This is a genomic window from Nocardioides ginsengisegetis, from assembly GCF_014138045.1.
Lineage (GTDB): Bacteria > Actinomycetota > Actinomycetes > Propionibacteriales > Nocardioidaceae > Nocardioides > Nocardioides ginsengisegetis.
Genome location: NZ_JACGXA010000001.1, coordinates 3,479,077 through 3,504,069, shown reverse-complemented (window position 1 = coordinate 3,504,069; position 24,993 = coordinate 3,479,077). Strand labels below are relative to the sequence as shown.

The following is a 24,993-nucleotide window of genomic DNA, read 5'->3' as shown; positions in this document are numbered from 1 at the left end:
CCTCGAGCTCGACAAGACCACGACGTACAACACAAAGGATCCTGAGAAGAATGCCTCCCAAGAAGAAGATCGCTGCCCTGGTCAAGGTGCAGCTGCAGGCTGGTGCCGCGACGCCGGCCCCGCCGGTCGGTACCGCCCTCGGTCCGCACGGCGTGAACATCATGGAGTTCTGCAAGGCGTACAACGCGCAGACCGAGTCCATGCGCGGCAACGTGATCCCGGTCGAGATCACCATCTACGAGGACCGCTCGTTCACGTTCGTCACGAAGACCCCGCCGGCCGCCGAGCTGATCAAGAAGGCCGCCGGTCTCAAGAAGGGTTCGGGCGTCCCGCACAAGGAGAAGGTCGGCAAGCTGACCAAGGACCAGATCCGCGAGATCGCCACCACGAAGCTCCCCGACCTCAACGCGAACGACATCGACGCCGCGATGAAGATCGTCGAGGGCACCGCCCGCTCCATGGGCGTCACCACCGACTGACCTCCGGCGCACAGCCAACACCCCGTGGCAGGGCCGCGCTGGCCCACCGAAGACCACACTTCGTAGAAACGAGAACACCATGCAGCGCAGCAAGACCTACCGCGCGGCGGCGGACACGTTCGACAAGGACGAGCTCTACGCCCCGCTGGCCGCGATCAAGATCGCGAAGACGAGCAGCAAGAAGAAGTTCGACGAGACCGTGGACGTCGTCATGCGCCTCGGCGTCGACCCCCGCAAGGCCGACCAGATGGTCCGCGGCACGGTCAACCTCCCGCACGGCACCGGCAAGACCGCCAAGGTCCTGGTGTTCGCGAACGCCGACAAGGCCGAGGCTGCCCGCGAGGCCGGCGCCGACGTCGTCGGTGGCGACGAGCTGATCGAGAAGGTCGCCGGCGGCTGGCTCGACTTCGACGCCGTCGTCGCGACCCCGGACATGATGGGCAAGGTCGGTCGCCTCGGCCGCGTCCTCGGTCCCCGCGGCCTCATGCCGAACCCGAAGACCGGCACCGTGACGCCGGACGTGGCCAAGGCCGTGTCCGACATCAAGGGCGGCAAGATCGAGTTCCGCGTCGACCGCCACGCCAACCTGCACTTCATCATCGGCAAGGCCTCCTTCGACGAGGTCCAGCTCGCGGAGAACTACGCCGCGGCGCTCGACGAGGTGCTGCGTCTCAAGCCGGCCAGCTCCAAGGGCCGCTACATCAAGAAGGTCACGTTCTCCACGACCATGGGCCCCGGCGTCCAGGTCGACCCCAACCGCACCAAGCACATCGCGGTCGAGGACGAGGCCGCCCAGGCCTGACGCACCTCGCGCACACCACGCGCACCCGACGCCCCGGTCACCTCCTGGTGACCGGGGCGTCGTACGTTCTGGGGGTGCGCTGCGTGATCCTCGACGACTACCAGGGTGTGGCCCGCGGCCTGGCCGACTGGTCCTCGCTGGCGGCGGACGTCGACGCCGTGACCGAGCACCTCGACGGGGACGCGCTGGTCGAGCGCCTGGCAGGTGCCGAGGTCGTGGTGGTGATGCGCGAGCGGACCCCCGTGACGCGGGAGCTGCTCGAGCGGCTGCCCGACCTGCGGCTCGTGGTGACCAGCGGGATGCGCAACGCCTCGATCGACCTCGCGGCCTGCGCCGAGCGGGGGATCACGGTCTGCGGCACCGGTTCCTCCTCGACCCCGCCGGTCGAGCTCACCTGGGCGCTGGTCCTCGGGCTCGTGCGCCGCGTGGTGCCGGAGGCGACCGCGCTCCGGGAGGGCGGCCCGTGGCAGTCCACGCTCGGCGGCGACCTGGCCGGGGCCACGCTCGGCGTGGTGGGGCTCGGCAAGATCGGCAGCCGGGTCGCCGCGATCGGTCGTGCCTTCGGGATGGAGGTCGTGGCGTGGAGCCCGCACCTCACCGACGAGCGGGCCGGGGCGGCCGGGGTGCCGCGCGCGCGGTCGCTGACCGAGCTGCTCGCGGCCAGCGACGTGGTCACGCTCCACCTCGTGCTGTCCGGGAGCACCCGCGGCCTGATCGGCGCGGCGGAGCTGGGGGAGATGCGGCGGTCGGCGTACCTCGTCAACACCTCGCGCGCCGGCCTGGTCGACACCGACGCCCTGGTCGAGGCGCTGCGCGCGGGGCGGATCGCCGGCGCCGGCCTCGACGTGTACGACGTGGAGCCGCTGCCCGCCGACCACCCCCTGCGCTCCCTTTCGACCGTGCTCGGCACGCCCCACCTGGGCTACGTCACCGAGGGCAACTACCGCACCTACTTCGCCGAGGCCGTCGAGGACATCGCGGCCTGGCGAGCGGGGGAGCCGGTCCGGGTGCTGGGCTGACCACGCCCGAGCAGGCGGAGGTGGACCTCGATTTGGCCGGCGTGCCCGGCACCCGTAGTCTTTCCGACTGAAACCAGAGACCGCCGGTGGTCATGCCGCATCAGCAGCACGACCGAAGGTTCCGCGAAGAGCGGACGGCCTGCGCAGGTGTCAGAGCACGACCCGGATCCATGCGGTCCGATGTCCACGCCCTGAGCGCCCGCGCTCAGGGCGTTCGTTGTTCTCCGGGCCTCCGCGGTGGTCTCCCAGTCCGGAAGGAGACCCATGGCGCGGGCAGACAGGCAAGCAGCCGTAGCGGAGATCGTTGAGTCCTTCAACGGTTCCGCCGGTGCTGTGCTGACCGAGTACCGCGGTCTCACCGTGAAGCAGCTGCAGGACCTGCGGCGCTCTCTCGGTGCGAACGCCAACTACGCCGTGGTCAAGAACACGCTGGCCAAGATCGCCGCCACCGAGGTGGGCATCGAAGGCTTCGACGACCTGCTCACCGGCCCGACCGCCATCGCCTTCATCAACGGCGACGTGGTCGAGGCGGCGAAGGGTCTGCGTGACTTTGCCAAGGCCAACCCCACCCTGGTCATCAAGGGTGGCGTCCTGGACGGCAAGCCTCTCGACGCGAAGGAGGTCGCCAAGCTGGCCGACCTCGAGTCGCGCGAGGTGCTCCTGGGCAAGATGGCGGGCGCGATGCTCGCCTCCCTGTCCCAGGCCGTCTACCTGCTCAACGCCCCCATCGCCCAGGCTGCCCGGCTCGCCGGTGCGCTGCAGGCGAAGGCCGAGCAGGACCCCTCGATCCTCGCAGGTGGTGCCGGCACGCCGGCCGCCGCCGAGGAGGCCCCGGCCGCGTCCGACGACGCTGCCGAGGTCCCCGCTGACGAGGCCCCCGCTGCGGAGGCCTCCGAGGGCGAAGCCACCGAGGCCTGAGCAGCAGCTCGGACCCCGGTTACCCACCACCTGAAACCCGGCCCGGTTCCCCACGAGGGGCGGGCCACCGAATGGAAGGAAACGCCACCATGGCGAAGCTCACCACCGACGAGCTGCTCGACGCGTTCAAGGAAATGACCCTCATCGAGCTCTCCGAGTTCGTGAAGCAGTTCGAGGACACCTTCGGCGTCACCGCTGCCGCTCCGGTCGCCGTTGCCGCTGCCCCCGCCGCCGGCGGTGCCGCTGGCGGTGCCGAGGCCGCTGACGAGCAGGACGAGTTCGACGTCGTCCTCGAGTCCGCTGGCGACAAGAAGATCAACGTCATCAAGGAGGTGCGCGCTCTCACCTCCCTCGGTCTCAAGGAGGCCAAGGACCTGGTGGAGTCCGCCCCCAAGGCGATCCTCGAGAAGGTCGACAAGGCTGCTGCCGAGAAGGCCAAGGAGGCCCTCGAGGGCGCCGGCGCCACCGTCACCGTCAAGTGACGACTCGCTAGTCGCTGACAGGGGCGGCCACCCGATCCGGGTGGCCGCCCCTGTTGCCATTTCGGCCCGAGTGTGTGTGTCCGAGCCCGGGCCTGTGGGGCTCGGAACGGTCTGGACCAGCGTGTGATCACCCACACGGTCCCGCCGGTGACGCGGGGGGAATATCCGCGTAACCTCGCCGCGGGACATCCGTTGTTACTCACCAGTGGGGTTTTGCCCACGGGGGTTTGTGTGCCCACTTCTCGGGGGAGATACGAGCAGGACGCAGGACGCGCGCTGGGTGCCAGCGCGACCGACGGAGAGGGAGAGTCGCCGTGGGCGTGGAGATCAAGGTCGACGACCTGAGCAAGTCGTTCGGCAAGCAGCTCATCTGGGGCGACGTGACCCTGACCGTCCCGGCGGGTGAGATCTGCGTGATGCTCGGCCCGTCCGGCACCGGCAAGTCGGTCTTCCTCAAGACCCTGATCGGTCTGCTCAAGCCCGACAAGGGCTCGATCATCATCGAGGGCACCGACATCGCGAGCTGCTCGGAGAAGGACCTCTACGAGATCCGCAAGCTCTTCGGCGTGCTGTTCCAGGACGGCGCGATGTTCGGCTCCATGAACCTCTACGACAACGTCGCCTTCCCGCTGCGCGAGCACACCAAGAAGTCCGAGTCCCAGATCCGCGACATCGTCATGGAGAAGATGGACCTCGTCGGACTCATCGGCGCCGAGACCAAGCTCCCGGGCGAGATCTCCGGCGGCATGCGCAAGCGCGCCGGCCTGGCCCGCGCCCTGGTGCTCGACCCCGAGATCGTGCTCTTCGACGAGCCGGACTCCGGCCTCGACCCGGTCCGCACGTCGTTCCTGAACCAGCTGATCATCGACCTGAACGCGCAGATCGACGCGACGTTCCTGATCGTCACCCACGACATCAACACCGCCCGCACGGTGCCCGACAACATCGGCCTGCTCTACCACAAGCACCTGGCCATGTTCGGCCCGCGCGAGATGCTGCTCTCCTCGGAGGAGCCGGTCGTGCGCCAGTTCCTCAACGCCCAGCGCGTCGGCCCCATCGGCATGTCCGAGGAGAAGGACGCCGACGAGCTCGAGGCCGAGAAGGACCAGGAGCTGCCCCCGCTGCCGCCGATCCCGCTGCAGCAGGAGCCGTCCAACGGCATCCCGCGCCGCAGCCAGCGCGAGCCGGGTGCCTGGTGCCGCGAGAACGGCGTGACGCCGCCCCCGGGCTCGTTCGCGCAGAACATGAACATGACGATCGGCGGCTGACCGCGTGGCCACCCTCACCGCCTCTCGGGCACTCGCGCCGATCGGCACCGCAGGCAAGCTCTTCGCCTTCGGTCTCGACGTCGGCCGCGGGCTGTTCCGACGACCGTTCCAGATGCGGGAGTTCCTCCAGCAGGCCTGGTTCATCGCGTCGGTCACCATCGTGCCGACCGCCCTGGTCGCGATCCCGTTCGGCGCGGTCATCGCGCTCCAGGTCGGTGGCCTGATCAAGCAGTTCGGCGCGCAGTCGTTCACGGGCTCGGCGGCGGTGCTCGCCGTGGTCCGCGAGGCGGGCCCGATCGCGACCTCGCTGCTGATCGCCGGGGCCGGTGGCTCCGCGATCGCGGCGGACCTCGGTGCCCGCAAGATCCGCGAGGAGCTCGACGCCATGATGGTGCTGGGCATCGACCCGATCCAGCGCCTCGTCGTGCCTCGTGTCCTGGCCTGCATGCTCGTCGCGGTCTTCCTCAACGGCCTCGTCAGCGTCGTCGGCGTGGCCGGAGGCTACGTCTTCAACGTCGTCCTCCAGGACGGCACACCAGGCGCCTATCTAGCGAGCTTCACAGCGCTCGCCCAGCTACCGGACCTCTGGCAAGGCATGGCCAAGGCCCTGGTCTTCGGACTGATCGCCGCGATCGTCGCCTCCTACAAGGGGATGAACGCCAACGGCGGTCCGAAGGGCGTCGGTGACGCGGTGAACGAGTCCGTCGTCATCACCTTCATGCTCCTGTTCGTCGTCAACTTCGTGATGAGCGCGATCTACTTCCAGCTCGTCCCACCGAAGACGGGTTAGCCGATGGCCAACATCAAGGCGGTCTACGTCAAGCCGCTCAAGACCCTCGACAGCCTCGGCGAGGAGCTCGCGTTCTACGTGCGGGCCCTCAGCTGGACCCCGCGCACGATCCGCCGCTACAAGAAGGAGATCCTGCGCATCCTGGCCGAGGTCACCCTCGGCTCCGGCGCGCTCGCGGTCATCGGCGGCACGGTCGGCGTCATCACGGCCATGTGCTTCTTCACCGGCACCGAGGTCGGTCTTCAGGGCTACGCCGCCCTCAACCAGATCGGCACCGCTGCCTTCTCGGGCTTCGTCTCGGCCTACTTCAACACCCGCGAGATCGCGCCGCTGGTCGCGGCGATCGCACTGGCCGCCACCGTGGGCTGCGGCTTCACGGCCCAGCTCGGCGCCATGCGGATCTCCGAGGAGGTCGACGCGCTCGAGGTCATGGCGATCCCGTCGCTGCCGTTCCTGGTCACCACCCGGATCATCGGCGGCCTGATCGCGATCATCCCGCTGTACGTCGTGGGCCTGCTGTCGTCGTACTTCGCGACGCGCCTGACCGTCACCAAGTTCTTCGGGCAGTCGACCGGCACCTACGACCACTACTTCAACCAGTTCCTGCCTCCGGGCGACGTGCTCTGGTCCTTCGGAAAGGTCTTGGTGTTCGCGGTCGTCGTGATCCTCATCCACTGCTACCACGGCTACACCGCCTCGGGCGGCCCTGCTGGTGTGGGGGTGGCCGTCGGCCGTGCCGTCCGCACGAGCATCGTCGCGATCAACGTCATCGACCTCTTCCTGTCGATGGCCATCTGGGGCACCACCACGACCGTCCGGCTGGCGGGGTGATCGGCCGATGAAGCTCGCCTCCAGCCACAAGGTGCTCGGCATCGTCTTCCTGGTGCTGCTCCTCGGCGGCGTCTACCTGACCTACGGCATCTTCAGCAAGAAGTTCGTCAAGTACGACGAGGTCACGCTGCAGACGTCCTCGATCGGCCTGCAGCTGCCGGCGCGCGCGGACGTGAAGATCCGCGGCGTCATCGTCGGCGAGGTCCTCAAGTTCGACACCGACGCGCAGGGCGCCGTGCTGACCCTGGGGATCTACCCCAGCCAGCTCGACACCATCCCCGCCAACGTGACCGGCTCGATCGTCCCCAAGACGCTGTTCGGCGAGAAGTACGTCTCCCTCGTCGTCCCCGACCAGCCGGCGGCCGACCACATCGCCGAGGGCGCCAACATCGCCCGCACCCAGGTCTCCATCGAGGTCGAGAAGGTCCTCTCCGACCTCTACCCGCTGCTGCGCACGGTCCAGCCGGCCGACCTCAACATGACCCTGAACGCGATGGCCACGGCTCTCGAGGGTCGCGGCGAGACCATCGGCAAGAACCTCGAGACGGTCGACAGCTACCTCAAGCGGGTCAACCCGCAGATCCCCGACATCGTCGACGACCTGAAGCTGACCTCGCAGGTCTCCGACACCTACGCGCAGGCGATGCCCCAGATCGCGGACATCCTGCGCAACACGATCAAGACGACCACCACGCTGGAGGACCGGCAGGTCAAGCTCAAGGCGCTGTTCACCGACGTGGCGGCCTTCTCCGACACGGCCAAGAGCTTCCTCGACGACAACGGCGACAACCTGATCCGCTTGAGCAAGGTCAGCTCCGAGCAGCTGCGCGTGTTCGCGAAGTACGCCCCGGAGTTCTCCTGCCTGACCAGCGGCATCGTCAACGCCGGCAAGCTGCAGGCCGAGGCCTTCCGCAACTTCACGCTGCACATCGTGCTCGAGCCGCTGCCCAACCAGCCGCGTGGCTACAACGCCAACGACGTGCCGCGCAACGGCGAGAACCGCGGGCCCAACTGCCTGCACCTGCCCTCGCCGCCGTGGTCGCAGAGCAACCCGGTCCGGCACCAGCCCGACTTCAACGACGGCGTGGACGAGCCGACCGGCAAGGGCACCTCGCGTGTCGCCCCCAGCTACTACCGCAACGGAGCAGGCCTCGTCGGCAGCTCCCAGGAGTCTGACTTGCTGAAGTCCCTGCTCGGACCGGCCCTCGGCCTCACCGCGGACGACGTGCCGGACCTCGGCGTCCTGCTCATCGGCCCGATGGCGCGCGGAGCGGAGGTGTCGCTGCGATGAAGATGCTCGACAAGCGCACTGCCGGTGACCTCACCAAGCTGCTGATCTTCATCGTCGTCACGACGCTGGCGACCGGCATCCTGGTGGTCACGATCGGCAACATCACCTTCGGCGGGAGCAAGGAGTACAAGGCCGAGTTCGTCGACGCCACCGGTGTCGTCAAGGGCGACGACATCCGCATCGCGGGCGTCAAGGTCGGCGTGGTCAAGAACGTCGAGATCGTCGACCGGACCCGCGCCATGGTGACCTTCACCGTCCAGGACGAGACGCCGCTCAGCAAGGCGACCCACGCCGCGATCCGCTACCGCAACCTGGTCGGCCAGCGCTACATCTCGCTGGACAACCAGATCGGCGACACCGCGACCCTGGGCGAGGGCGACACCATCCCGGTCTCGCAGACCTCGCCGGCCCTGGACCTGACCGTGCTGTTCAACGGCTTCAAGCCGCTGTTCCAGGCGCTCTCGCCCGAGGACATCAACAAGCTCTCCTACGAGATCGTCCAGGTCTTCCAGGGCGAGGGCGGCACCCTCGAGGGACTGCTGGCCCACACCGCCTCGGTGACCGGGACCCTCGCCGACCGCGACCAGCTCATCGGCAGCCTCGTCGACAACCTCAACGAGGTCCTCGACCACATCGGTGACCGGGACGACCAGCTGAGCGAGCTGATCACGACCTTCCGCACCTTCGTGGCAGGACTCAAGGGCGACCGCCAGGCGATCCTCGGCTCGCTCGACCAGATCTCCCAGCTCTCGGTGCAGACCGCCGACCTGGTCTCCGGCATCCGCGACCCGTTCGTCGAGGACGTCAAGCAGCTCAACGCGCTGGCCGGCAACCTCGACCGCGGCAAGGGCGAGCTCGACCGGGCCCTGCAGGTGCTGCCCATCAAGCTCAACAAGGTCGGACGCACCGCGGCGTACGGCTCCTGGTTCAACTTCTACCTCTGCGAGTTCCACGCGAAGGTCCGGCTCACCGCCGGCCAGAGCATCCCCGTGGACTACAAGACCGGTTCCTCAAGGTGTGATCTGGGATGAGCCTCCCCTTCCGCGAACGCAACCCCGTGATCATCGGGGCCGTCAGCCTCGCCGTGATCGCGGTGATGATCCTGGCCGCCTTCCGGGCCCAGGACCTCCCGCTGATCGGCGGTGGCGACACCTACTACGCCGCCTTCTCCGAGTCCGGCGGGCTCAAGGCCAACGACGAGGTCCGCATCGCCGGTGTCCGCGTCGGCAAGGTCGAGAAGGTCGAGCTCGAGGGCGACCACGTGCGGGTCACCTTCCGGGTCGACAGCGGTGCCGACTTCGGGACCGACTCGCACGCCGCGATCAAGGTCAAGACGCTGCTCGGCGCGATGTACCTCTCGCTCCAGCCGGCCGGCTCCGGCCAGCTGAAGGAGGGCAGCGAGATCCCGGTCGAGCGGACCAGCTCGCCCTACGACGTGGTCGACGCGTTCTCGGGACTGGCGCAGACCTCGGAGCAGATCGACACCGACCAGCTCGCCAAGTCGCTGTCCACGCTCGCCGACCTCACCCGCAACACCCCGGAGGAGTTCAAGGGCGCGCTCGACGGCGTCTCCCGGCTCTCCACCTCGATCGCCTCGCGCGACACCCAGATCAACTCCCTGTTGAAGAACCTCAACCGGGTCTCGACCGTCCTCAACGCCCGCGACGACGACATCATCGGGCTGATGAAGGACTCCGACGTCCTCTTCCAGGCGCTGGTCAAGCGGCGCCAGGCGGTCCACAACCTGCTGGTGTCGACCTCGACCCTCTCGAAGGAGCTGACCGCCCTGGTCCAGCAGAGCCGTGCCGACCTCAAGCCCGCGCTGAGCCACCTCGAGAACGTCGTCGCCGTGCTGAACAAGAACGAGGACAACCTCGACAACAGCCTGCGGCTGATGGCTCCGTTCTACCGGGTGTTCGCCAACACGCTCGGCAACGGCCCGTGGTTCGACACCTACATCCAGAACCTCCCGCCCGTCCCGGCCGCGCAGGGTGGGGGTGTCGGATGAGCATCCTCAAGCGGGCGATCGTCCCGGCGGTGATCGTGGCCCTCGTGGTCGCAGCCGCGCTGACCATGTTCCGCGGGGGTGACCAGAAGACCCTGGTCGCGCACTTCCCGCGCACGATCTCGATCTACGAGGGCAGCGACGTCCGGATCCTCGGCGTCCCGGTCGGCAAGGTCACCAAGGTGACGCCGTCCGGCACCGACGTGGTCGTCGAGATGGCCTACGACCCCAAGATCCAGGTGCCGGCCGACGCGAAGGCCGTCATCATCGCCCCCTCGATCGTGGGTGACCGCTACGTGCAGCTCACCCCGACCTACAAGGAGGGTGACCAGGTCATCGCCGACGGCGAGGTGCTCGACACCGACCGCACCGCGGTCCCGCTCGAGCTCGACCAGATCTACTCCAGCATCGACCAGCTCACGGTCGCCCTGGGCCCGACGGGTGCCAACAAGACCGGTGCCCTGTCCGACCTGCTCGAGACCACCGCCAAGAACTTCGGCGGCGAGGGCGCGCAGTTCCACCAGACGATCGAGAACTTCAGCAAGCTCAGCCAGACCCTGGACGACAACAAGGACGAGCTGTTCGGGTCCGCGCGCCAGCTGGAGGGCTTCATCAACACCCTCGCCAAGAACGACACGACCGTGCGCAGCTTCAACCAGTCGCTCGCCAACGTCTCGACGATGCTGTCGGGGGAGCGCAACGAGCTCGCCGCGTCGCTGAAGAACCTCGCCACGGCGATGACCCAGGTGTCGTCGTTCGTGAAGGAGAACCGCGACGCGCTCGGACGCAACATCAAGGGGCTGAACCGCGTGGCCAAGGTGCTCGTGCACCAGCGCAACAACCTCGACGAGGTCCTGACCGACGCCCCGCTGGCGCTCAACAACCTCGCACTGACCTACAACCCCGAGGCCGGCACGCTGGACACCCGCTCCAACCAGGGCGAGCTCGGCCAGCAGCTCACCTCGGACCCGGCGGCGTTCCTGTGCTCGATCCTGGAGCAGGGCGACTCCGGCGGCTCGACCTGCGACCTGCTCCAGCAGGCCCTGCCCCGGACCGGCACGTTCGGTCAGGGCGCCGTGCCCGCCTCGCTCACCAAGCCGCACGACCGGTTCGACCTGTCGCTCGGCGGACTCGTGGAGGTGCGGCGATGAAGGCCCTCAAGCTGCTGCTCGTCCTCGTGGCCGGCAGCCTGGCGCTCACCGGGTGCAAGTTCGACGTCTACCAGCTGCCCCTGCCGGGCGGCACCGACGTCGGCAGCAACCCGATGACGGTCAAGGTCGACTTCGCCGACGTCCTGGACCTCGTGCCCAAGTCGACGGTCAAGGTCAACGACGTGAGCGTCGGGCAGGTGACCGACGTGAAGCTGGTCGGCTACCACGCCGAGGTCACGCTCCAGATGCGCAACGACATCGACCTCCCCGACAACGCGATCGCCGAGATCCGCCAGACCAGCCTGCTGGGCGAGAAGTTCGTGTCCCTCAGCCCGCCGCCCGAGGGCGCGAGCAGCAACCCGCTGCAGTCCGGCGACGTGATCCCGCTCGACCACACCGGTCGCAACCCCGAGGTCGAGGAGGTGCTCGGCGCGCTCAGCCTGGTCCTCAACGGCGGCGGCGTCGCCCAGCTCAAGACCATCGCGTCCGAGCTCAACAAGGCCCTCGAGGGTCGCGAGGACTCCGCGCGGTCGGTGCTGGACCAGATCAAGGTCCTGATGACCCAGCTCGACGACAACAAGGAGTCGATCGTCAAGGCGATCGACTCGCTGAACAACCTCGCCGTCTCCGTGCACAAGCAGGAGGGCTCGATCGACGCGGCCCTCGAGCAGCTGCCGAGCGCCCTCACCTCGCTCGACCAGCAGCGCGGTGACCTCGTCAAGATGCTGAAGGCCCTCGACCGCCTCAGCGGCGTCGGCGTGCGCGTCATCCAGGCCTCGAAGGACTCCACGATCGCGACGTTCCGCCAGCTCCAGCCGGTGCTGACCGAGCTCGCCGCGTCGGGTGACGACTTCGTGAAGTCGTTCAACGTGTTCCTGACCTACCCGTTCGTCGACGAGGTCGTGGGTCGTGACCCGCAGGTCGCCCGCAACCTCCACATGGGTGACTACACCAACCTGTCGATCGAGATGGACATCTCCCAGGACGGCGGCGACGGCTCGGGCACCCCGACCCTGCCGACCAACCTGCCGACGATCATCGACCCGACGGTCATCCTCGACAACGTGACCAAGTGCCTGCAGAGCGGGGACATCACCAGCAAGGCCTGCCAGAAGGTCCTGGCCTCGCCGGAGCAGCTGGCCCAGCTGCAGGCCGAGTGCAAGAAGAAGAAGAACGAGAAGAAGGACGTGTGCAAGCAGCTCAACGCGCTGCCGGGTCTCCCGGGGCCCACCAGCAGCGGCGGGCTGCCCACCTCCCTGCCCTCGCTCCCGGGCGTCGGCCGGACGGCCATGTTCTCCTCGTGGGGCCCTGACGGTCCGACGCTCGGCCAGCTGATGAAGCTCTACAACCCCGCGCTCGTCAGCCTGCTCGTCCCCGGGATGGTGACCCAGTGATCACACGTCGTACCAAGATCCAGCTCCTGGTGTTCGTCCTGATCACCCTGCTCGGCGTGAGCTACGTCGGTGGCCGCTACGCGCGGCTGGACCGTCTCGTCTTCGACGACTCCTACACCGTGATCGGGCACTTCCAGGACTCCGGCGGCATCTTCGCCGGCGGCGAGGTCTCCTACCGCGGCGTGCGCGTCGGGCAGGTGCAGAAGCTGCAGCTGACCGACGACGGTGTCGACGTCTACATGGACGTCGACAAGTCCTACGACACGATCCCCGCGGACACCCTGGCCGTCGTCGGCAACCGGTCGGCGGTCGGTGAGCAGTACGTCGAGCTCCAGCCGCAGGTGGACACCAAGCCCTACCTCGTCAACGACTCCGAGATCGCCCAGGACGACACCCGCACCCCGATCCAGACCAACACGATCCTCACCGACCTCTCCAACACCGTGGAGTCGGTCGACAAGCCGTCGCTGAAGACCACGGTCACCGAGCTCGGCAAGGCCTTCGGGGGCACGGGCAAGGACCTCCAGCGGATGATCGACACGGGCAACTCCTTCATCCAGGCGGCCAACGACAACTTCGACGTCACCACCGCCCTGATCAAGGACAGCAACACCGTCCTGCACGGCCAGGTCGACTCGACGACGGCGATCAAGACGTTCGCGCGCGAGCTCTCGCTGTTCAGCGGCACCCTGGCGGGGTCCAACCCCGACCTGATCAAGCTGATCGACAACGGGTCGGTCACTGCCAACCAGCTGCGCACGTTCCTCGAGGACAACCGCGTCGACCTCGGCGAGCTCGTCAGCGAGCTCGTGACCACCGGCGACGTCATCGTCAAGCACCTGCCCGGCATCGAGCAGGTCCTGGTGATCTACCCCTACGTGGTGGAGGGCGGCTTCACCGTCGTCGCCAAGTCTCCCGACACCGGGCTCTACGACGCCCACTTCGGCCTGATCCTGACCCAGGACCCGAAGGTCTGCGAGCACGGCTACGAGGGCACCAACATCCGCCCGCCCCAGGACGGCAGCAACGCGCCGATGAACGAGAACGCGCGCTGCACCGACCCGCCGTCCCAGACCGACCCGCGCGGCGCGCAGAACGCTGCCCCGCACCGTGCCCCGGCCAACTACCGGGCGCCCGTGATCGCCTCCTACGACCCCGCCAGCGGCAAGCTTGCGTGGGGTGACAAGGTGGACCCCACCCTGACCTCGCCGGGCACCCCGGCGCCCGCAACCCTTGGAGAGGAGTCGTGGAAGTGGCTGTTCCTCCAGCCCCTGATGAAGACGCAGGAGTGACGAGCAGCAGTCCCACCGACTTCTCGGCCGGGTCCTCCACGGGGGAGCGTTCCGGAGCCGCGACCTTCCGGGTCGTGCTCGCCGGTGTGCTCGTCCTCGTCCTCCTGGCGTCCGCCGGCACCCTCGTGTGGCTCCTCGCGAGCCGCCGCGGGGAGGCCGACGACGTCCAGGCGCAGCGCGAGAAGGTCATGGCCGTCTCCGAGCAGTTCATGCTGCGCGTCAACACCTACGGCCCCGACCTGCTCGACTCGCACGGGCAGATGCCGAAGTACCGCGAGCTGGTCGAGGGCGTGATCACCCCGAAGTTCAAGACCTCCTTCGACCAGGGCGTGACCGCCGCCGAGCAGACCGTGGCCAAGGTCGGCGTCGCGCGCACCGCCAAGGTCTTCGCCGTGGGCGTCTCCGCGATCGACGCCGACTCCGCCACCGCGCTGGTCGCCGGCCAGTTCGTCAACTCCTACCCCAAGGGCGACTCCCGGGTGAACGACGAGCCCGCGCCGTTCCGCGTCGAGGTGACGCTGGTGAAGACCGACGGCACCTGGCTGGTCGACAACTTCACCCCCGTGACGGGAGAGGCCCAGTGAGCGCCCCCAGCTGGTACGACGTCCTCGACGTCGAGCCCGACGCGTCCCCCGAGGAGATCCGGGCGGCCTGGAAGGCCCGGATCGCCGACCTGGAGCCCACCGACCGCAAGTTCCGCGTGTGCAACGAGGCGGCCGAGGTGCTGCTCGACCCGGCCCGCCGGGCGGCGTACGACCGGGAGCGCGCAGCGGAGATCGCCGCCGAGGAGCCCGCTGAGACCGCGGGCGAGACCGCGGACGTCGAGCCCGTGACCACGGGAGCCCCGGCGACACCGGCGCTGCGGACCACCACGAGCCGTCGCCTGGTCCCCGGGTGGGCCCTGCTGGTGCTCGCGGTCCTCACCGTCGCGGTGATGGGCGTGGCGGCCTGGGTCGCGGTCACGCAGCCCTCGGACGCCTCGGTCGAGGACTCCACCCGCGCCGCGCAGAGCGCTGCCGAGCGGGCCGTGGGTCCGATCCTCAGCTACAACGCCCTGCACCTCGACGAGGACCAGCGTGCCGCGCAGTCCTACATGACCTCCAAGTACCGCGAGGACTACGACAAGCTCTTCGAGGTGATCAAGCAGAACGCCCCGCAGACCAAGACGATCGTCAAGGCGCAGGTCGTGGCCTCGGGGATCGTCCGGTCGGGGGAGGACCGGGTCGACGTGCTCCTGTTCGTCAACCGGCCGACCACCAACAAGGACCACTCGACACCGGTCGTGTTCAAGGACCAGGTGACGGTCACGATGCAGAAGGTCGACGGGGAGTGGCTGGTCGACGACATGGCGACCTCTCCCGTGAGCCAGTAGGACCCCGCCGGAGTCGACCGACGCGCCGTCGGCCACGTCGCTTGACCGACGGGCCGGCGGCGTTCATCATCTTTCGCAACGTGTCGTCACGGGTGACGAAAGCCGGTATTGTGTCGCGCCCTTGATTCGGGTACTGTTGCGCGTTGCGCCTGCCCTCAAATGCGAATCCGCCTGCCCGGTGGCTGATTTAGTGGTCGGTAGGCGATCTCCCCCAGAGCGAACCCGTCGAAGGACACCTCTTGGCCGCGCGCAGCACCACTGGTAACTCCCGCCGCATCTCTTTCGCAAAGATCAAGGAACCGCTCGAGGTTCCGCAGCTCCTCGCCCTCCAGACCAACAGCTTCGACTGGCTGATCGGCAACGACGCCTGGAACGAAGCGGTCGAGCGCCGCCGCGCCGACGGCGAGGACGTCTCCAGCAAGTCCGGTCTCCAGGAGATCTTCGAGGAGATCTCCCCGATCGAGGACTTCTCCGAGACGATGTCCCTCTCGTTCGAGAACCCGGTCTTCTACGACCCCAAGTACACCGTCGACGAGTGCAAGGAGAAGGACTTCACCTACTCCGCTCCGCTCTACGTCTCGGCGGAGTTCACCAACAACGACACCGGTGAGATCAAGGGCCAGACCGTGTTCATGGGCGACTTCCCGCTCATGACGCCCAAGGGCACCTTCGTCATCAACGGCACCGAGCGTGTCGTGGTGTCCCAGCTCGTCCGCTCTCCCGGTGTCTACTTCGAGCGCACGGCTGACAAGACCTCCGACAAGGACATCTACACCGCGAAGCTCATCCCCTCGCGTGGTGCCTGGCTGGAGTTCGAGATCGACAAGCGCGACATGGTCGGCGTGCGCCTCGACCGCAAGCGCAAGCAGAACGTCACGGTGCTGCTCAAGGCCCTCGGCTGGACCAACGAGCAGATCCGCGAGGAGTTCGGCCAGTACGAGTCGATGATGCTGACCCTGGAGAAGGACCACACCCAGGGCCAGGACGACGCGCTGCTCGACATCTACCGCAAGCTGCGTCCCGGCGAACCGCCCACGCGCGAGGCCGCCCAGACGCTGCTGAACAACTACTACTTCAACCCCAAGCGTTACGACCTGGCCAAGGTCGGTCGCTACAAGATCAACAAGAAGCTCGGTCTCCTCGAGGCGTTCGACCAGCAGACGCTGACCATCGACGACGTCGTCGCGGCGATCAAGTACATCGTGGCGCTGCACGACGGCCAGGAGCAGCTCGAGACGCCCCAGGGCACCCTCGACATCGCGGCCGACGACATCGACCACTTCGGCAACCGCCGCATGCGCACGGTCGGCGAGCTGATCCAGAACCAGCTCCGCACCGGTCTGGCCCGCATGGAGCGCGTGGTCCGCGAGCGGATGACGACCCAGGACGTCGAGGCCATCACGCCGCAGTCCCTGATCAACATCCGTCCCGTGGTCGCGGCGCTGAAGGAGTTCTTCGGCACCTCGCAGCTCTCGCAGTTCATGGACCAGACCAACCCGATCGCCGGCCTGACGCACAAGCGTCGCCTCTCGGCGCTGGGTCCCGGTGGTCTGTCCCGTGACCGCGCCGGCATGGAGGTCCGCGACGTCCACCCGTCGCACTACGGCCGCATGTGCCCCATCGAGACGCCCGAAGGCCCGAACATCGGTCTGATCGGCTCGCTGGCCTCCTACGGACGGATCAACCCGTTCGGCTTCGTGGAGACGCCCTACCGCAAGGTCGAGAACGGCAAGGTCACCGACAAGATCGACTACCTCACCGCCGACGACGAGGACCGCTACGTCATCGCGCAGGCCAACGCGCCGCTCGACGACAAGAACCGCTTCGTCGAGGAGCGCGTCCTGGTCCGCCAGAAGCGCGGCGAGGTCGACGCGATCCTGCGTGAAGAGGTCGACTACATGGACGTCTCGCCGCGCCAGATGGTGTCGGTCGCGACGGCCCTGATCCCCTTCCTCGAGCACGACGACGCCAACCGTGCCCTCATGGGTGCCAACATGCAGCGCCAGGCCGTGCCGCTCATCACGAGCGACTCGCCGCTGGTCGGCACCGGCATGGAGTACCGCGCCGCCGTCGACGCCGGTGACGTCGTCGTCGCCACGAAGGCCGGTGTGGTCAAGGAGGTCTCGGCCGACCTCGTCGAGACCATGAACGACGACGGCACGTACTCGACGTACAAGCTGGCGAAGTTCCGTCGCTCCAACCAGGGCACCTGCATCAACCAGCGTCCGCTGGTCAGCGAGGGTGACCGCCTCGAGGTCGGCTCGCCGATCGCCGACGGCCCCTGCACCGACGACGCCGAGATGGCGCTGGGCACCAACCTCCTCGTGGCCTTCATGCCGTGGCAGGGCCACAACTACGAGGACGCCATCATCCTGAGCCAGCGCCTGGTCCAGGAGGACGTCCTCACCTCGATCCACATCGAGGAGCACGAGGTCGACGCCCGCGACACCAAGCTCGGCCCCGAGGAGATCACCCGGGACATCCCGAACGTCTCCGAGGAGATGCTGGCCGACCTCGACGAGCGCGGCATCATCCGCATCGGCGCCGAGGTCACCACCGGTGACATCCTCGTCGGCAAGGTCACGCCCAAGGGTGAGACCGAGCTGACCCCGGAGGAGCGCCTGCTCCGCGCGATCTTCGGTGAGAAGGCGCGCGAGGTCCGCGACACCTCGATGAAGGTGCCGCACGGTGAGTCCGGCACGGTCATCGGCGTCCGCGTCTTCGACCGCGAGGACGGCGACGAGCTGCCCCCGGGCGTCAACCAGCTGGTCCGCGTCTACGTCGCGCAGAAGCGCAAGATCTCCGTGGGTGACAAGCTCGCCGGCCGTCACGGCAACAAGGGCGTCATCGCGAAGATCCTGCCGATCGAGGACATGCCGTTCATGGAGGACGGCACCCCGGTCGACGTCGTGCTGAACCCGCTCGGTGTGCCGCGTCGTATGAACATCGGCCAGATCCTCGAGCTCCACCTCGGCTGGCTCGCCAAGCAGGGCTGGGACCTCAACCTCTCCGACGACAAGAACGACGCGGAGTGGAAGCAGCGCCTGATCAAGATCCACGCGGACAAGGCAGAGCCGAACACCAAGGTGGCGACGCCGGTGTTCGATGGTGCCCGTGAGGACGAGATCACCGGCCTGCTCGGCTCGACGATCCCCAACCGCGACGGCGTGCGGATGATCGACGAGACCGGCAAGGCGCACCTGTTCGACGGCCGTTCCGGCGAGCCGTTCCCGCAGCCCGTCTCGGTCGGCTACATGTACATCCTCAAGCTGCACCACCTCGTGGACGACAAGATCCACGCGCGCAGCACCGGCCCCTACTCGATGATCACGCAGCAGCCCCTGGGCGGTAAGGCCCAGTTCGGTGGCCAGCGGTTCGGCGAGATGGAGGTCTGGGCGATGGAGGCCTACGGCGCCGCCTACGCCCTGCAGGAGCTGCTGACGATCAAGTCCGACGACGTGCCCGGTCGCGTCAAGGTCTACGAGGCCATCGTCAAGGGTGAGAACATCCCCGACTCCGGTATCCCGGAGTCGTTCAAGGTGCTCATCAAGGAGATGCAGTCGCTCTGCCTCAACGTGGAGGTGCTGTCGCAGGACGGCACGGCCATCGAGATGCGCGACGCGGAGGAGGACGTCTTCCGTGCCGCCGAGGAGCTCGGCATCGACCTGTCCCGCCGCGAGCCCAGCTCCGTCGAAGAAGTCTGAGCAGTCACCCCACGAAGTTTTCATCGCTTCGCTCGAAAACTTCGCGGGGACCCCGACCTTGTGGTCAACGCCGCAAGGTCGGGGGACCTCAGTCCTCAGCCACACACAGAATTTCTAACGAAGGATTGCAGCCATCGTGCTCGACGTGAACTTCTTCGACCAGCTTCAGATCGGCCTGGCCACCGCGGACGACATCCGCACCTGGAGCCACGGTGAGGTCAAGAAGCCGGAGACCATCAACTACCGCACGCTCAAGCCGGAGCGTGACGGCCTCTTCTGCGAGAAGATCTTCGGTCCCACCCGGGACTGGGAGTGCTACTGCGGAAAGTACAAGCGAGTCCGCTTCAAGGGCATCATCTGCGAGCGCTGCGGCGTCGAGGTGACCCGGTCCAAGGTGCGCCGTGAGCGCATGGGCCACATCGAGCTCGCCGCGCCGGTCACCCACATCTGGTACTTCAAGGGTGTCCCCAGCCGCCTCGGCTACCTGCTCGACCTCGCCCCGAAGGACCTCGAGAAGGTCATCTACTTCGCGGCGTACATGATCACCTCCGTCGACGAGGACGCCCGTCACCGCGACCTGTCCTCGCTCGAGGGCAAGGTCGGCCTGGAGCGGGAGCGCCTCGAGAAGCGTCGCGACCAGTCCATCGAGGACCGCGCCCGCAAGCTCGAGGAGGACCTCGCCGCCCTCGAGGCCGAGGGTGCCAAGGCCGACCAGCGCCGCAAGGTCAAGGACGGCGCCGAGCGCGAGATGAAGCAGCTGCGCGACCGCGCCCAGCGCGAGATCGACCGCCTCGACGAGGTGTGGAACACCTTCAAGTCCCTCAAGGTCCAGGACCTGATGGGCGACGAGATGCTCTACCGCGAGATGAAGAACTGGTTCGGCAAGTACTTCGAGGGCCACATGGGCGCCACGGCGATCCAGAAGCGCCTCCAGGACTTCGACATCGAGGCCGAGGTGGAGTCGCTGCGCGACACCATCGCCAACGGCAAGGGCCAGAAGAAGGTCCGCGCCCTCAAGCGCCTCAAGGTCGTCGACGCGTTCCGCAAGACCGGCAACAAGCCGCAGGGCATGGTCCTCGACGCCGTCCCGGTCATCCCGCCGGACCTGCGCCCGATGGTGCAGCTCGACGGTGGCCGCTTCGCGACCTCGGACCTCAACGACCTGTACCGCCGCGTGATCAACCGGAACAACCGCCTCAAGCGCCTGCTCGACCTCGGTGCGCCGGAGATCATCGTCAACAACGAGAAGCGGATGCTCCAGGAGGCCGTCGACTCGCTGTTCGACAACGGCCGTCGTGGTCGCCCCGTCACCGGCCCGGGCAACCGGCCGCTGAAGTCGCTCTCCGACATGCTCAAGGGCAAGCAGGGTCGCTTCCGCCAGAACCTCCTCGGCAAGCGCGTGGACTACTCGGGCCGTTCGGTCATCGTGTCGGGTCCGCAGCTGAAGCTGCACCAGTGCGGTCTGCCCAAGCAGATGGCGCTGGAGCTCTTCAAGCCCTTCGTCATGAAGCGCCTCGTCGACCTCTCGCACGCGCAGAACATCAAGTCCGCCAAGCGGATGGTCGAGCGCGCGCGCCCGGTCGTGTGGGACGTCCTCGAAGAGGTCATCACCGAGCACCCGGTGCTGCTCAACCGTGCACCCACCCTGCACCGCCTCGGCATCCAGGCCTTCGAGCCGCAGCTGATCGAGGGCAAGGCCATCCAGATCCACCCGCTCGTGTGCTCGGCGTTCAACGCCGACTTCGACGGTGACCAGATGGCCGTCCACCTGCCGCTCTCCGCGGAGGCGCAGGCCGAGGCCCGCATCCTGATGCTGTCGACGAACAACATCCTGAAGCCGTCGGACGGTCGCCCCGTGACCATGCCGACCCAGGACATGATCATCGGCCTGTTCTTCCTCACCACCGACCGCGACGGCGAGCCGGGCGAGGGGCGTCACTTCTCCTCGCAGGCCGAGGCGATCATGGCGCTCGACAAGGGCGAGATCTCGCTGCAGAGCCAGATCAAGCTGCGCGTCGAGGGCGTCGTCCCGCCGCTCGAGCTCGAGCTCGGCGCGGACTGGGAGGAGGGCCAGTCGCTGACCCTCGACACCACCCTGGGCCGCTCGATCTTCAACGACACCCTGCCGGCCGACTACCCCTACGTGAACTACGAAGTGGGCAAGAAGGCCCTCGGCGCGATCGTCAACGACCTCGCCGAGCGCTACACCAAGGTCGAGGTCGCGGCGTCCCTGGACGCCCTGAAGGACGCCGGCTTCCACTGGGCCACCCGCTCGGGTGTCACGGTCTCGATCGACGACGTCACGACGCCGGAGAACAAGATCGAGATCCTCTCGGGCTACGAGAAGCAGGCCGAGAAGGTCCAGAAGCAGTTCGAGCGCGGTCTCGTCACCGACGAGGAGCGCCGCCAGGAGCTCATCGAGATCTGGACGCAGGCGTCGAACGACGTGGCCCAGGCCATGGAGAAGAACTTCGACCGCAAGAACCCGATCTACATGATGGTCGACTCGGGTGCCTCCGGAAACATGATGCAGATCCGTCAGGTCGCGGCCATGCGTGGTCTGGTGGCCAACCCGAAGGGCGACATCATCCCGCGCCCGATCAAGGCGAACTTCCGTGAGGGCCTCTCGGTCCTGGAGTACTTCATCTCCACCCACGGTGCTCGCAAGGGTCTGGCCGACACCGCGCTGCGGACCGCCGACTCGGGTTACCTGACCCGTCGTCTGGTGGACGTCTCGCAGGACGTCATCATCCGTGAGGACGACTGCGGCACCGAGCGCGGCCTGCCCAAGCGGATCGGCGAGCGTCGTGAGGACGGCACCGTCGTCAAGCACGAGAACGCCGAGACCGCGGCGTACGCCCGTTCGGCGGCCACCGAGGTCACCCACCCCGAGACCGGCGACGTGCTGGTCGAGGCGGGCGGCGACCTGGGCGACGTCAAGATCGGCGAGCTCGTCGCGGCCGGCATCGAGGAGGTCAAGGTCCGCTCCGTGCTGACCTGTGACGCCAAGACCGGCACCTGCGCGAAGTGCTACGGCCGTTCGCTGGCGACCGGCAAGCTCGTCGACATCGGCGAGGCGGTCGGCATCATCGCCGCCCAGTCGATCGGTGAGCCCGGCACGCAGCTGACCATGCGTACCTTCCACACCGGTGGTGTGGCCTCCGCGGACGACATCACGCAGGGTCTGCCCCGTGTGGTCGAGCTCTTCGAGGCCCGCTCGCCCAAGGGTCGCTCGCCGATCTCCGAGGCCGCCGGCCGTGTGGAGATCGAGGAGACCGACAAGACCCGGAAGATCCTCATCACGCCCGACGACGGCTCCGAGGTGCAGGAGTACCCCGTCAGCAAGCGCTCGCGCCTGCTGGTCGCCGACGGCGAGCACATCGAGGTCGGCCAGATGCTGACGGTCGGTACCCCCGACCCGCAGGACGTCCTGCGCATCCTGGGTGTCCGCAAGGCGCAGGAGCACCTCGTCGACGAGGTGCAGAACGTCTACCGGTCGCAGGGTGTGTCCATCCACGACAAGCACATCGAGATCATCGTGCGGCAGATGCTGCGCCGGATCACGGTCATCGAGTCCGGCGAGACGAACCTGCTCCCGTCCGACCTCGTCGACCGGGTGCTGTTCGAGAAGGAGAACCGTCGCGTGGTCTCCGAGGGCGGCAAGCCGGCCTCGGGTCGCCCGGTCCTCATGGGCATCACCAAGGCCTCGCTCGCGACCGAGTCGTGGCTGTCGGCGGCCTCCTTCCAGGAGACCACCCGCGTCCTCACCGACGCGGCGATCCACGGCCGTTCGGACTCGCTGCGCGGTCTGAAGGAGAACGTCATCATCGGCAAGCTGATCCCGGCTGGTACTGGCCTCGAGCGGTACCGCAACATCCGGGTGGAGCCCACCGAGGAGGCTCGCGCCGCGGCGTACTCCGTGACCGGCTACGACTCCTACGACTACGAGTTCGGCAACGCCGGCTCGGGTCAGGCCGTCGCGCTGGACGACTTCGACTTCGGTTCCTACCAGAACTGAGCGCGAAGCACTGATCCACGCGAGACCCCCGTCGCCCGAAAGGGTGGCGGGGGTCTCGTCATGTCCGGGGTGCTGAGAGGATGGCGACCGTGAGTGGGATGCCTGCGGGGACCGATGTCCTGGTGGTGGGGGCCGGCCCGGCGGGGTCGGCGGCCGCGGCCTGGGCTGCGAAGGCCGGGCTGGACGTGGTGCTGGCCGACGCGCAGGTCTTCCCGCGCGACAAGACGTGCGGTGACGGCCTGACGCCGCGGGCGATCGGGGAGCTGCAGCGGCTGGGCCTGGAGGACTGGCTGCGCGCGCACACGGTCAACCGGGGACTGCGCGCCCACGGGTTCGGGCAGACGCTCCTGCTGCCCTGGCCGGGCGGCACCCTGCCCGACTGGGGCTCCGCGGTGGCCCGCACCGAGCTGGACGACCACCTGCGCACGACGGCGATCAAGGCCGGCGCGCAGGCGGTCGACGGCGCCCGGGCGATCGACGTACGCCTCGAGGGCGGCCGGGTGGCCGCCGTGGTGTTCGAGCGGTCGGGCACGGGCGGCAAGACGATGTTCGAGGTGACCTGCAAGCGGCTGGTCGTGGCCGACGGGGTCCGCTCGCCGCTGGGCAAGCTGCTCGGGCGGGAGTGGCACCGCGAGACGGTGTACGGCGTGGCCGGGCGCTCCTACGTGCGCTCGGGCATGAGCGACGACCCGTGGATCAGCTCCCACCTCGAGCTGCGCGGCCCCTCGGCGGGCTCGGGGACCAAGGGCGAGATCCTGTCGGGCTACGGCTGGATCTTCCCGCTGGGCGACGGCGAGGTGAACCTCGGCGTCGGCACCCTGGCCACCGCCAAGCGACCGGCGAACGTCGCGATCAAGCCGCTGATGAGCTACTACGCCCAGGAGCGCCGCGAGGAGTTCGAGCTCGAGGGTGACCTGCGGGCGCCGACGTCGGCGCTGCTGCCGATGGGGGGTGCGGTCTCGAACGTCGCGGGGCCCAACTGGGCGCTGATCGGCGACGCCGCGGCGTGCGTGAACCCGCTCAACGGGGAGGGCATCGACTACGGGCTCGAGACCGGGCGGCTGGTGGCCGAGATGCTGTCCGAGGGGCGCGAGCTGGGCGCCGCCTGGCCGGCCCTGCTGCGCGACCACTACGGCGAGTCGTTCTCGATCGCGCGCCGGCTCGCCGGGCTGGTCACGGTGCCGCGGCTGCTGCCCGCGCTGGGGCCGGCCGGCATGCGCTCGGACTGGCTGATGACGCTGGCGCTGCGGTGGATGGGCAACCTGGTCACCGACGAGGACCGGGACCGCTCGGCGCGGGTCTGGCGCTGGGCCGGCAAGCGCTCCCTGGCCCGGGACGCGCGCCCGCCCTTTGCCTAGGCTTCGGGCACGATGGCGAGCTGGTACGGAGTCACGATCGCGCTGGGCCGGGCCGCCATGTACGGGCTCGACATCACGACGCGCTGGCGGGGCGAGGAGCACCTTCCGGCCAGCGGCCCGGTGCTGCTGGCCAGCAACCACGTCTCCTACCCCGACTTCCTGTTCATCGGCAGGGCCGCGCTGAGCCGGGACCGCTACGTGCGCTTCATGTGCCGCCACGACATCTGGAACGTGCCGGTCGTGCGCGACGCGATGACGTCGATGCGGCACATCCCCGTCGACAGGGAGGCCGCCGCGGCGGCGTACCTCCGGGCCCGCTCGCTGCTCGCCGAGGGCGAGGCGGTGTGCGGCTTCCCGGAGGCCGGGATCTCCTACAGCTACGCAGTGCGCTCGATGATGCCCGGCGTGGCCGCGCTGGCCCGCGAGACCGGTGTGCCGATCGTGCCCGTGGTCGTCTGGGGCAGCCAGCGGCTCGCGAGCGTGGGCCGGCGCGTCGACGGCAGGGAGCCGCGCCCCGACCTGCGGCGCGGGCGCACCGTCGACGTCCGCTTCGGGGAGCCGATCGCCGTGCCGCGCGACGCGGACCTGGTCGCCACGACCCGGGACCTGGGCGAGCGGCTCACCGGGATGCTGGAGTCGGTGCAGCGGCTGCCGGTGCACCGTCCCCGGGCGGGGGAGTACGCCCCCTGGTATCCCGCGCACCTCGGTGGGCACGCGCCGGACCGACGCGAGGCGCTGCTCTACGACGACGTGCCCCGCAGCGCGGTCAGCCCGACCTGGGGGCCGCCGCTGCCGGATCCGGCCCGGATAGGTTGAGCC

At 68.3% G+C, this 24,993-nt stretch carries 20 protein-coding genes; all 20 read left to right on the top strand.

Annotated features, from left to right (window positions below; genetic code table 11):
- The first annotated feature begins 50 nt into the window (after positions 1-50).
- Positions 51-479, top strand: coding sequence for a 50S ribosomal protein L11 (gene rplK, locus FB382_RS16890; protein ID WP_125036546.1), 429 nt, complete (start codon positions 51-53; stop codon positions 477-479).
- A 79-nt stretch (positions 480-558) separates the two neighbouring features.
- Positions 559-1,281, top strand: coding sequence for a 50S ribosomal protein L1 (rplA, locus tag FB382_RS16885; RefSeq protein ID WP_182540879.1), 723 nt, complete (start codon positions 559-561; stop codon positions 1,279-1,281).
- A 74-nt stretch (positions 1,282-1,355) separates the two neighbouring features.
- On the top strand, positions 1,356-2,300 hold the full coding sequence (locus FB382_RS16880) for a D-2-hydroxyacid dehydrogenase family protein (protein ID WP_343055646.1): 945 nt from the start codon (positions 1,356-1,358) through the stop codon (positions 2,298-2,300).
- Positions 2,301-2,564: 264 nt separating this feature from the next.
- Entirely contained in the window at positions 2,565-3,218 is a 654-nt protein-coding gene (gene rplJ, locus FB382_RS16875) for a 50S ribosomal protein L10 (RefSeq protein ID WP_125036543.1), read from the top strand.
- Between the two features lie 89 nt (positions 3,219-3,307).
- Positions 3,308-3,700, top strand: a complete 393-nt coding sequence (gene rplL / locus FB382_RS16870) for a 50S ribosomal protein L7/L12 (protein WP_182540878.1) — start codon at positions 3,308-3,310, stop codon at positions 3,698-3,700.
- A gap of 314 nt (positions 3,701-4,014) precedes the next feature.
- A complete protein-coding gene (locus FB382_RS16865; RefSeq protein ID WP_125036541.1) occupies positions 4,015-4,968 on the top strand; it encodes an ABC transporter ATP-binding protein in 954 nt (317 codons plus the stop codon).
- 4 nt (positions 4,969-4,972) lie between these two features.
- Entirely contained in the window at positions 4,973-5,758 is a 786-nt protein-coding gene (locus FB382_RS16860; RefSeq protein ID WP_125036540.1) for an MlaE family ABC transporter permease, read from the top strand.
- 3 nt (positions 5,759-5,761) lie between these two features.
- Positions 5,762-6,589: an MlaE family ABC transporter permease gene (locus FB382_RS16855; protein WP_182540877.1), complete on the top strand. Its 828-nt coding sequence runs from the start codon at positions 5,762-5,764 to the stop codon at positions 6,587-6,589.
- Positions 6,590-6,596: 7 nt separating this feature from the next.
- Positions 6,597-7,880 (top strand): MCE family protein, encoded by a 1,284-nt coding sequence (locus FB382_RS16850; RefSeq protein WP_182540876.1) that lies wholly within the window; start codon positions 6,597-6,599, stop codon positions 7,878-7,880.
- Complete coding sequence (locus FB382_RS16845) at positions 7,877-8,911, top strand: MCE family protein (protein WP_182540875.1); 1,035 nt, start codon at positions 7,877-7,879, stop codon at positions 8,909-8,911. The genes FB382_RS16850 and FB382_RS16845 overlap by 4 nt, the downstream gene beginning before the upstream one ends.
- A complete protein-coding gene (locus FB382_RS16840; protein WP_182540874.1) occupies positions 8,908-9,888 on the top strand; it encodes an MCE family protein in 981 nt (326 codons plus the stop codon). The genes FB382_RS16845 and FB382_RS16840 overlap by 4 nt, the downstream gene beginning before the upstream one ends.
- Positions 9,885-11,036 (top strand): MCE family protein, encoded by a 1,152-nt coding sequence (locus tag FB382_RS16835; protein WP_182540873.1) that lies wholly within the window; start codon positions 9,885-9,887, stop codon positions 11,034-11,036. The genes FB382_RS16840 and FB382_RS16835 overlap by 4 nt, the downstream gene beginning before the upstream one ends.
- Positions 11,033-12,430 (top strand): MCE family protein, encoded by a 1,398-nt coding sequence (locus FB382_RS16830; RefSeq protein WP_182540872.1) that lies wholly within the window; start codon positions 11,033-11,035, stop codon positions 12,428-12,430. The genes FB382_RS16835 and FB382_RS16830 overlap by 4 nt, the downstream gene beginning before the upstream one ends.
- Positions 12,427-13,722 (top strand): MCE family protein, encoded by a 1,296-nt coding sequence (locus FB382_RS16825; protein ID WP_182540871.1) that lies wholly within the window; start codon positions 12,427-12,429, stop codon positions 13,720-13,722. The genes FB382_RS16830 and FB382_RS16825 overlap by 4 nt, the downstream gene beginning before the upstream one ends.
- A complete protein-coding gene (locus FB382_RS16820) occupies positions 13,719-14,306 on the top strand; it encodes a hypothetical protein (RefSeq protein ID WP_182540870.1) in 588 nt (195 codons plus the stop codon). The genes FB382_RS16825 and FB382_RS16820 overlap by 4 nt, the downstream gene beginning before the upstream one ends.
- Positions 14,303-15,094, top strand: a complete 792-nt coding sequence (locus FB382_RS16815; protein ID WP_182540869.1) for a DnaJ domain-containing protein — start codon at positions 14,303-14,305, stop codon at positions 15,092-15,094. Before FB382_RS16820 ends, FB382_RS16815 begins: the two co-directional genes overlap by 4 nt.
- A gap of 239 nt (positions 15,095-15,333) precedes the next feature.
- Positions 15,334-18,798: a DNA-directed RNA polymerase subunit beta gene (gene rpoB, locus FB382_RS16810; protein WP_125036530.1), complete on the top strand. Its 3,465-nt coding sequence runs from the start codon at positions 15,334-15,336 to the stop codon at positions 18,796-18,798.
- A gap of 136 nt (positions 18,799-18,934) precedes the next feature.
- Positions 18,935-22,816 carry a DNA-directed RNA polymerase subunit beta' gene (locus FB382_RS16805; protein WP_182540868.1) on the top strand — a complete coding sequence of 1,294 codons (3,882 nt, stop codon included), beginning with the start codon at positions 18,935-18,937 and terminating at the stop codon, positions 22,814-22,816.
- Positions 22,817-22,914: 98 nt separating this feature from the next.
- Complete coding sequence (locus tag FB382_RS16800; protein ID WP_182541593.1) at positions 22,915-24,174, top strand: geranylgeranyl reductase family protein; 1,260 nt, start codon at positions 22,915-22,917, stop codon at positions 24,172-24,174.
- 12 nt (positions 24,175-24,186) lie between these two features.
- The gene (locus FB382_RS16795; protein ID WP_182540867.1) at positions 24,187-24,990 is read left to right on the top strand and encodes a lysophospholipid acyltransferase family protein; all 804 of its coding nucleotides are present in this window, start codon (positions 24,187-24,189) and stop codon (positions 24,988-24,990) included.
- Positions 24,991-24,993 lie beyond the last annotated feature (3 nt).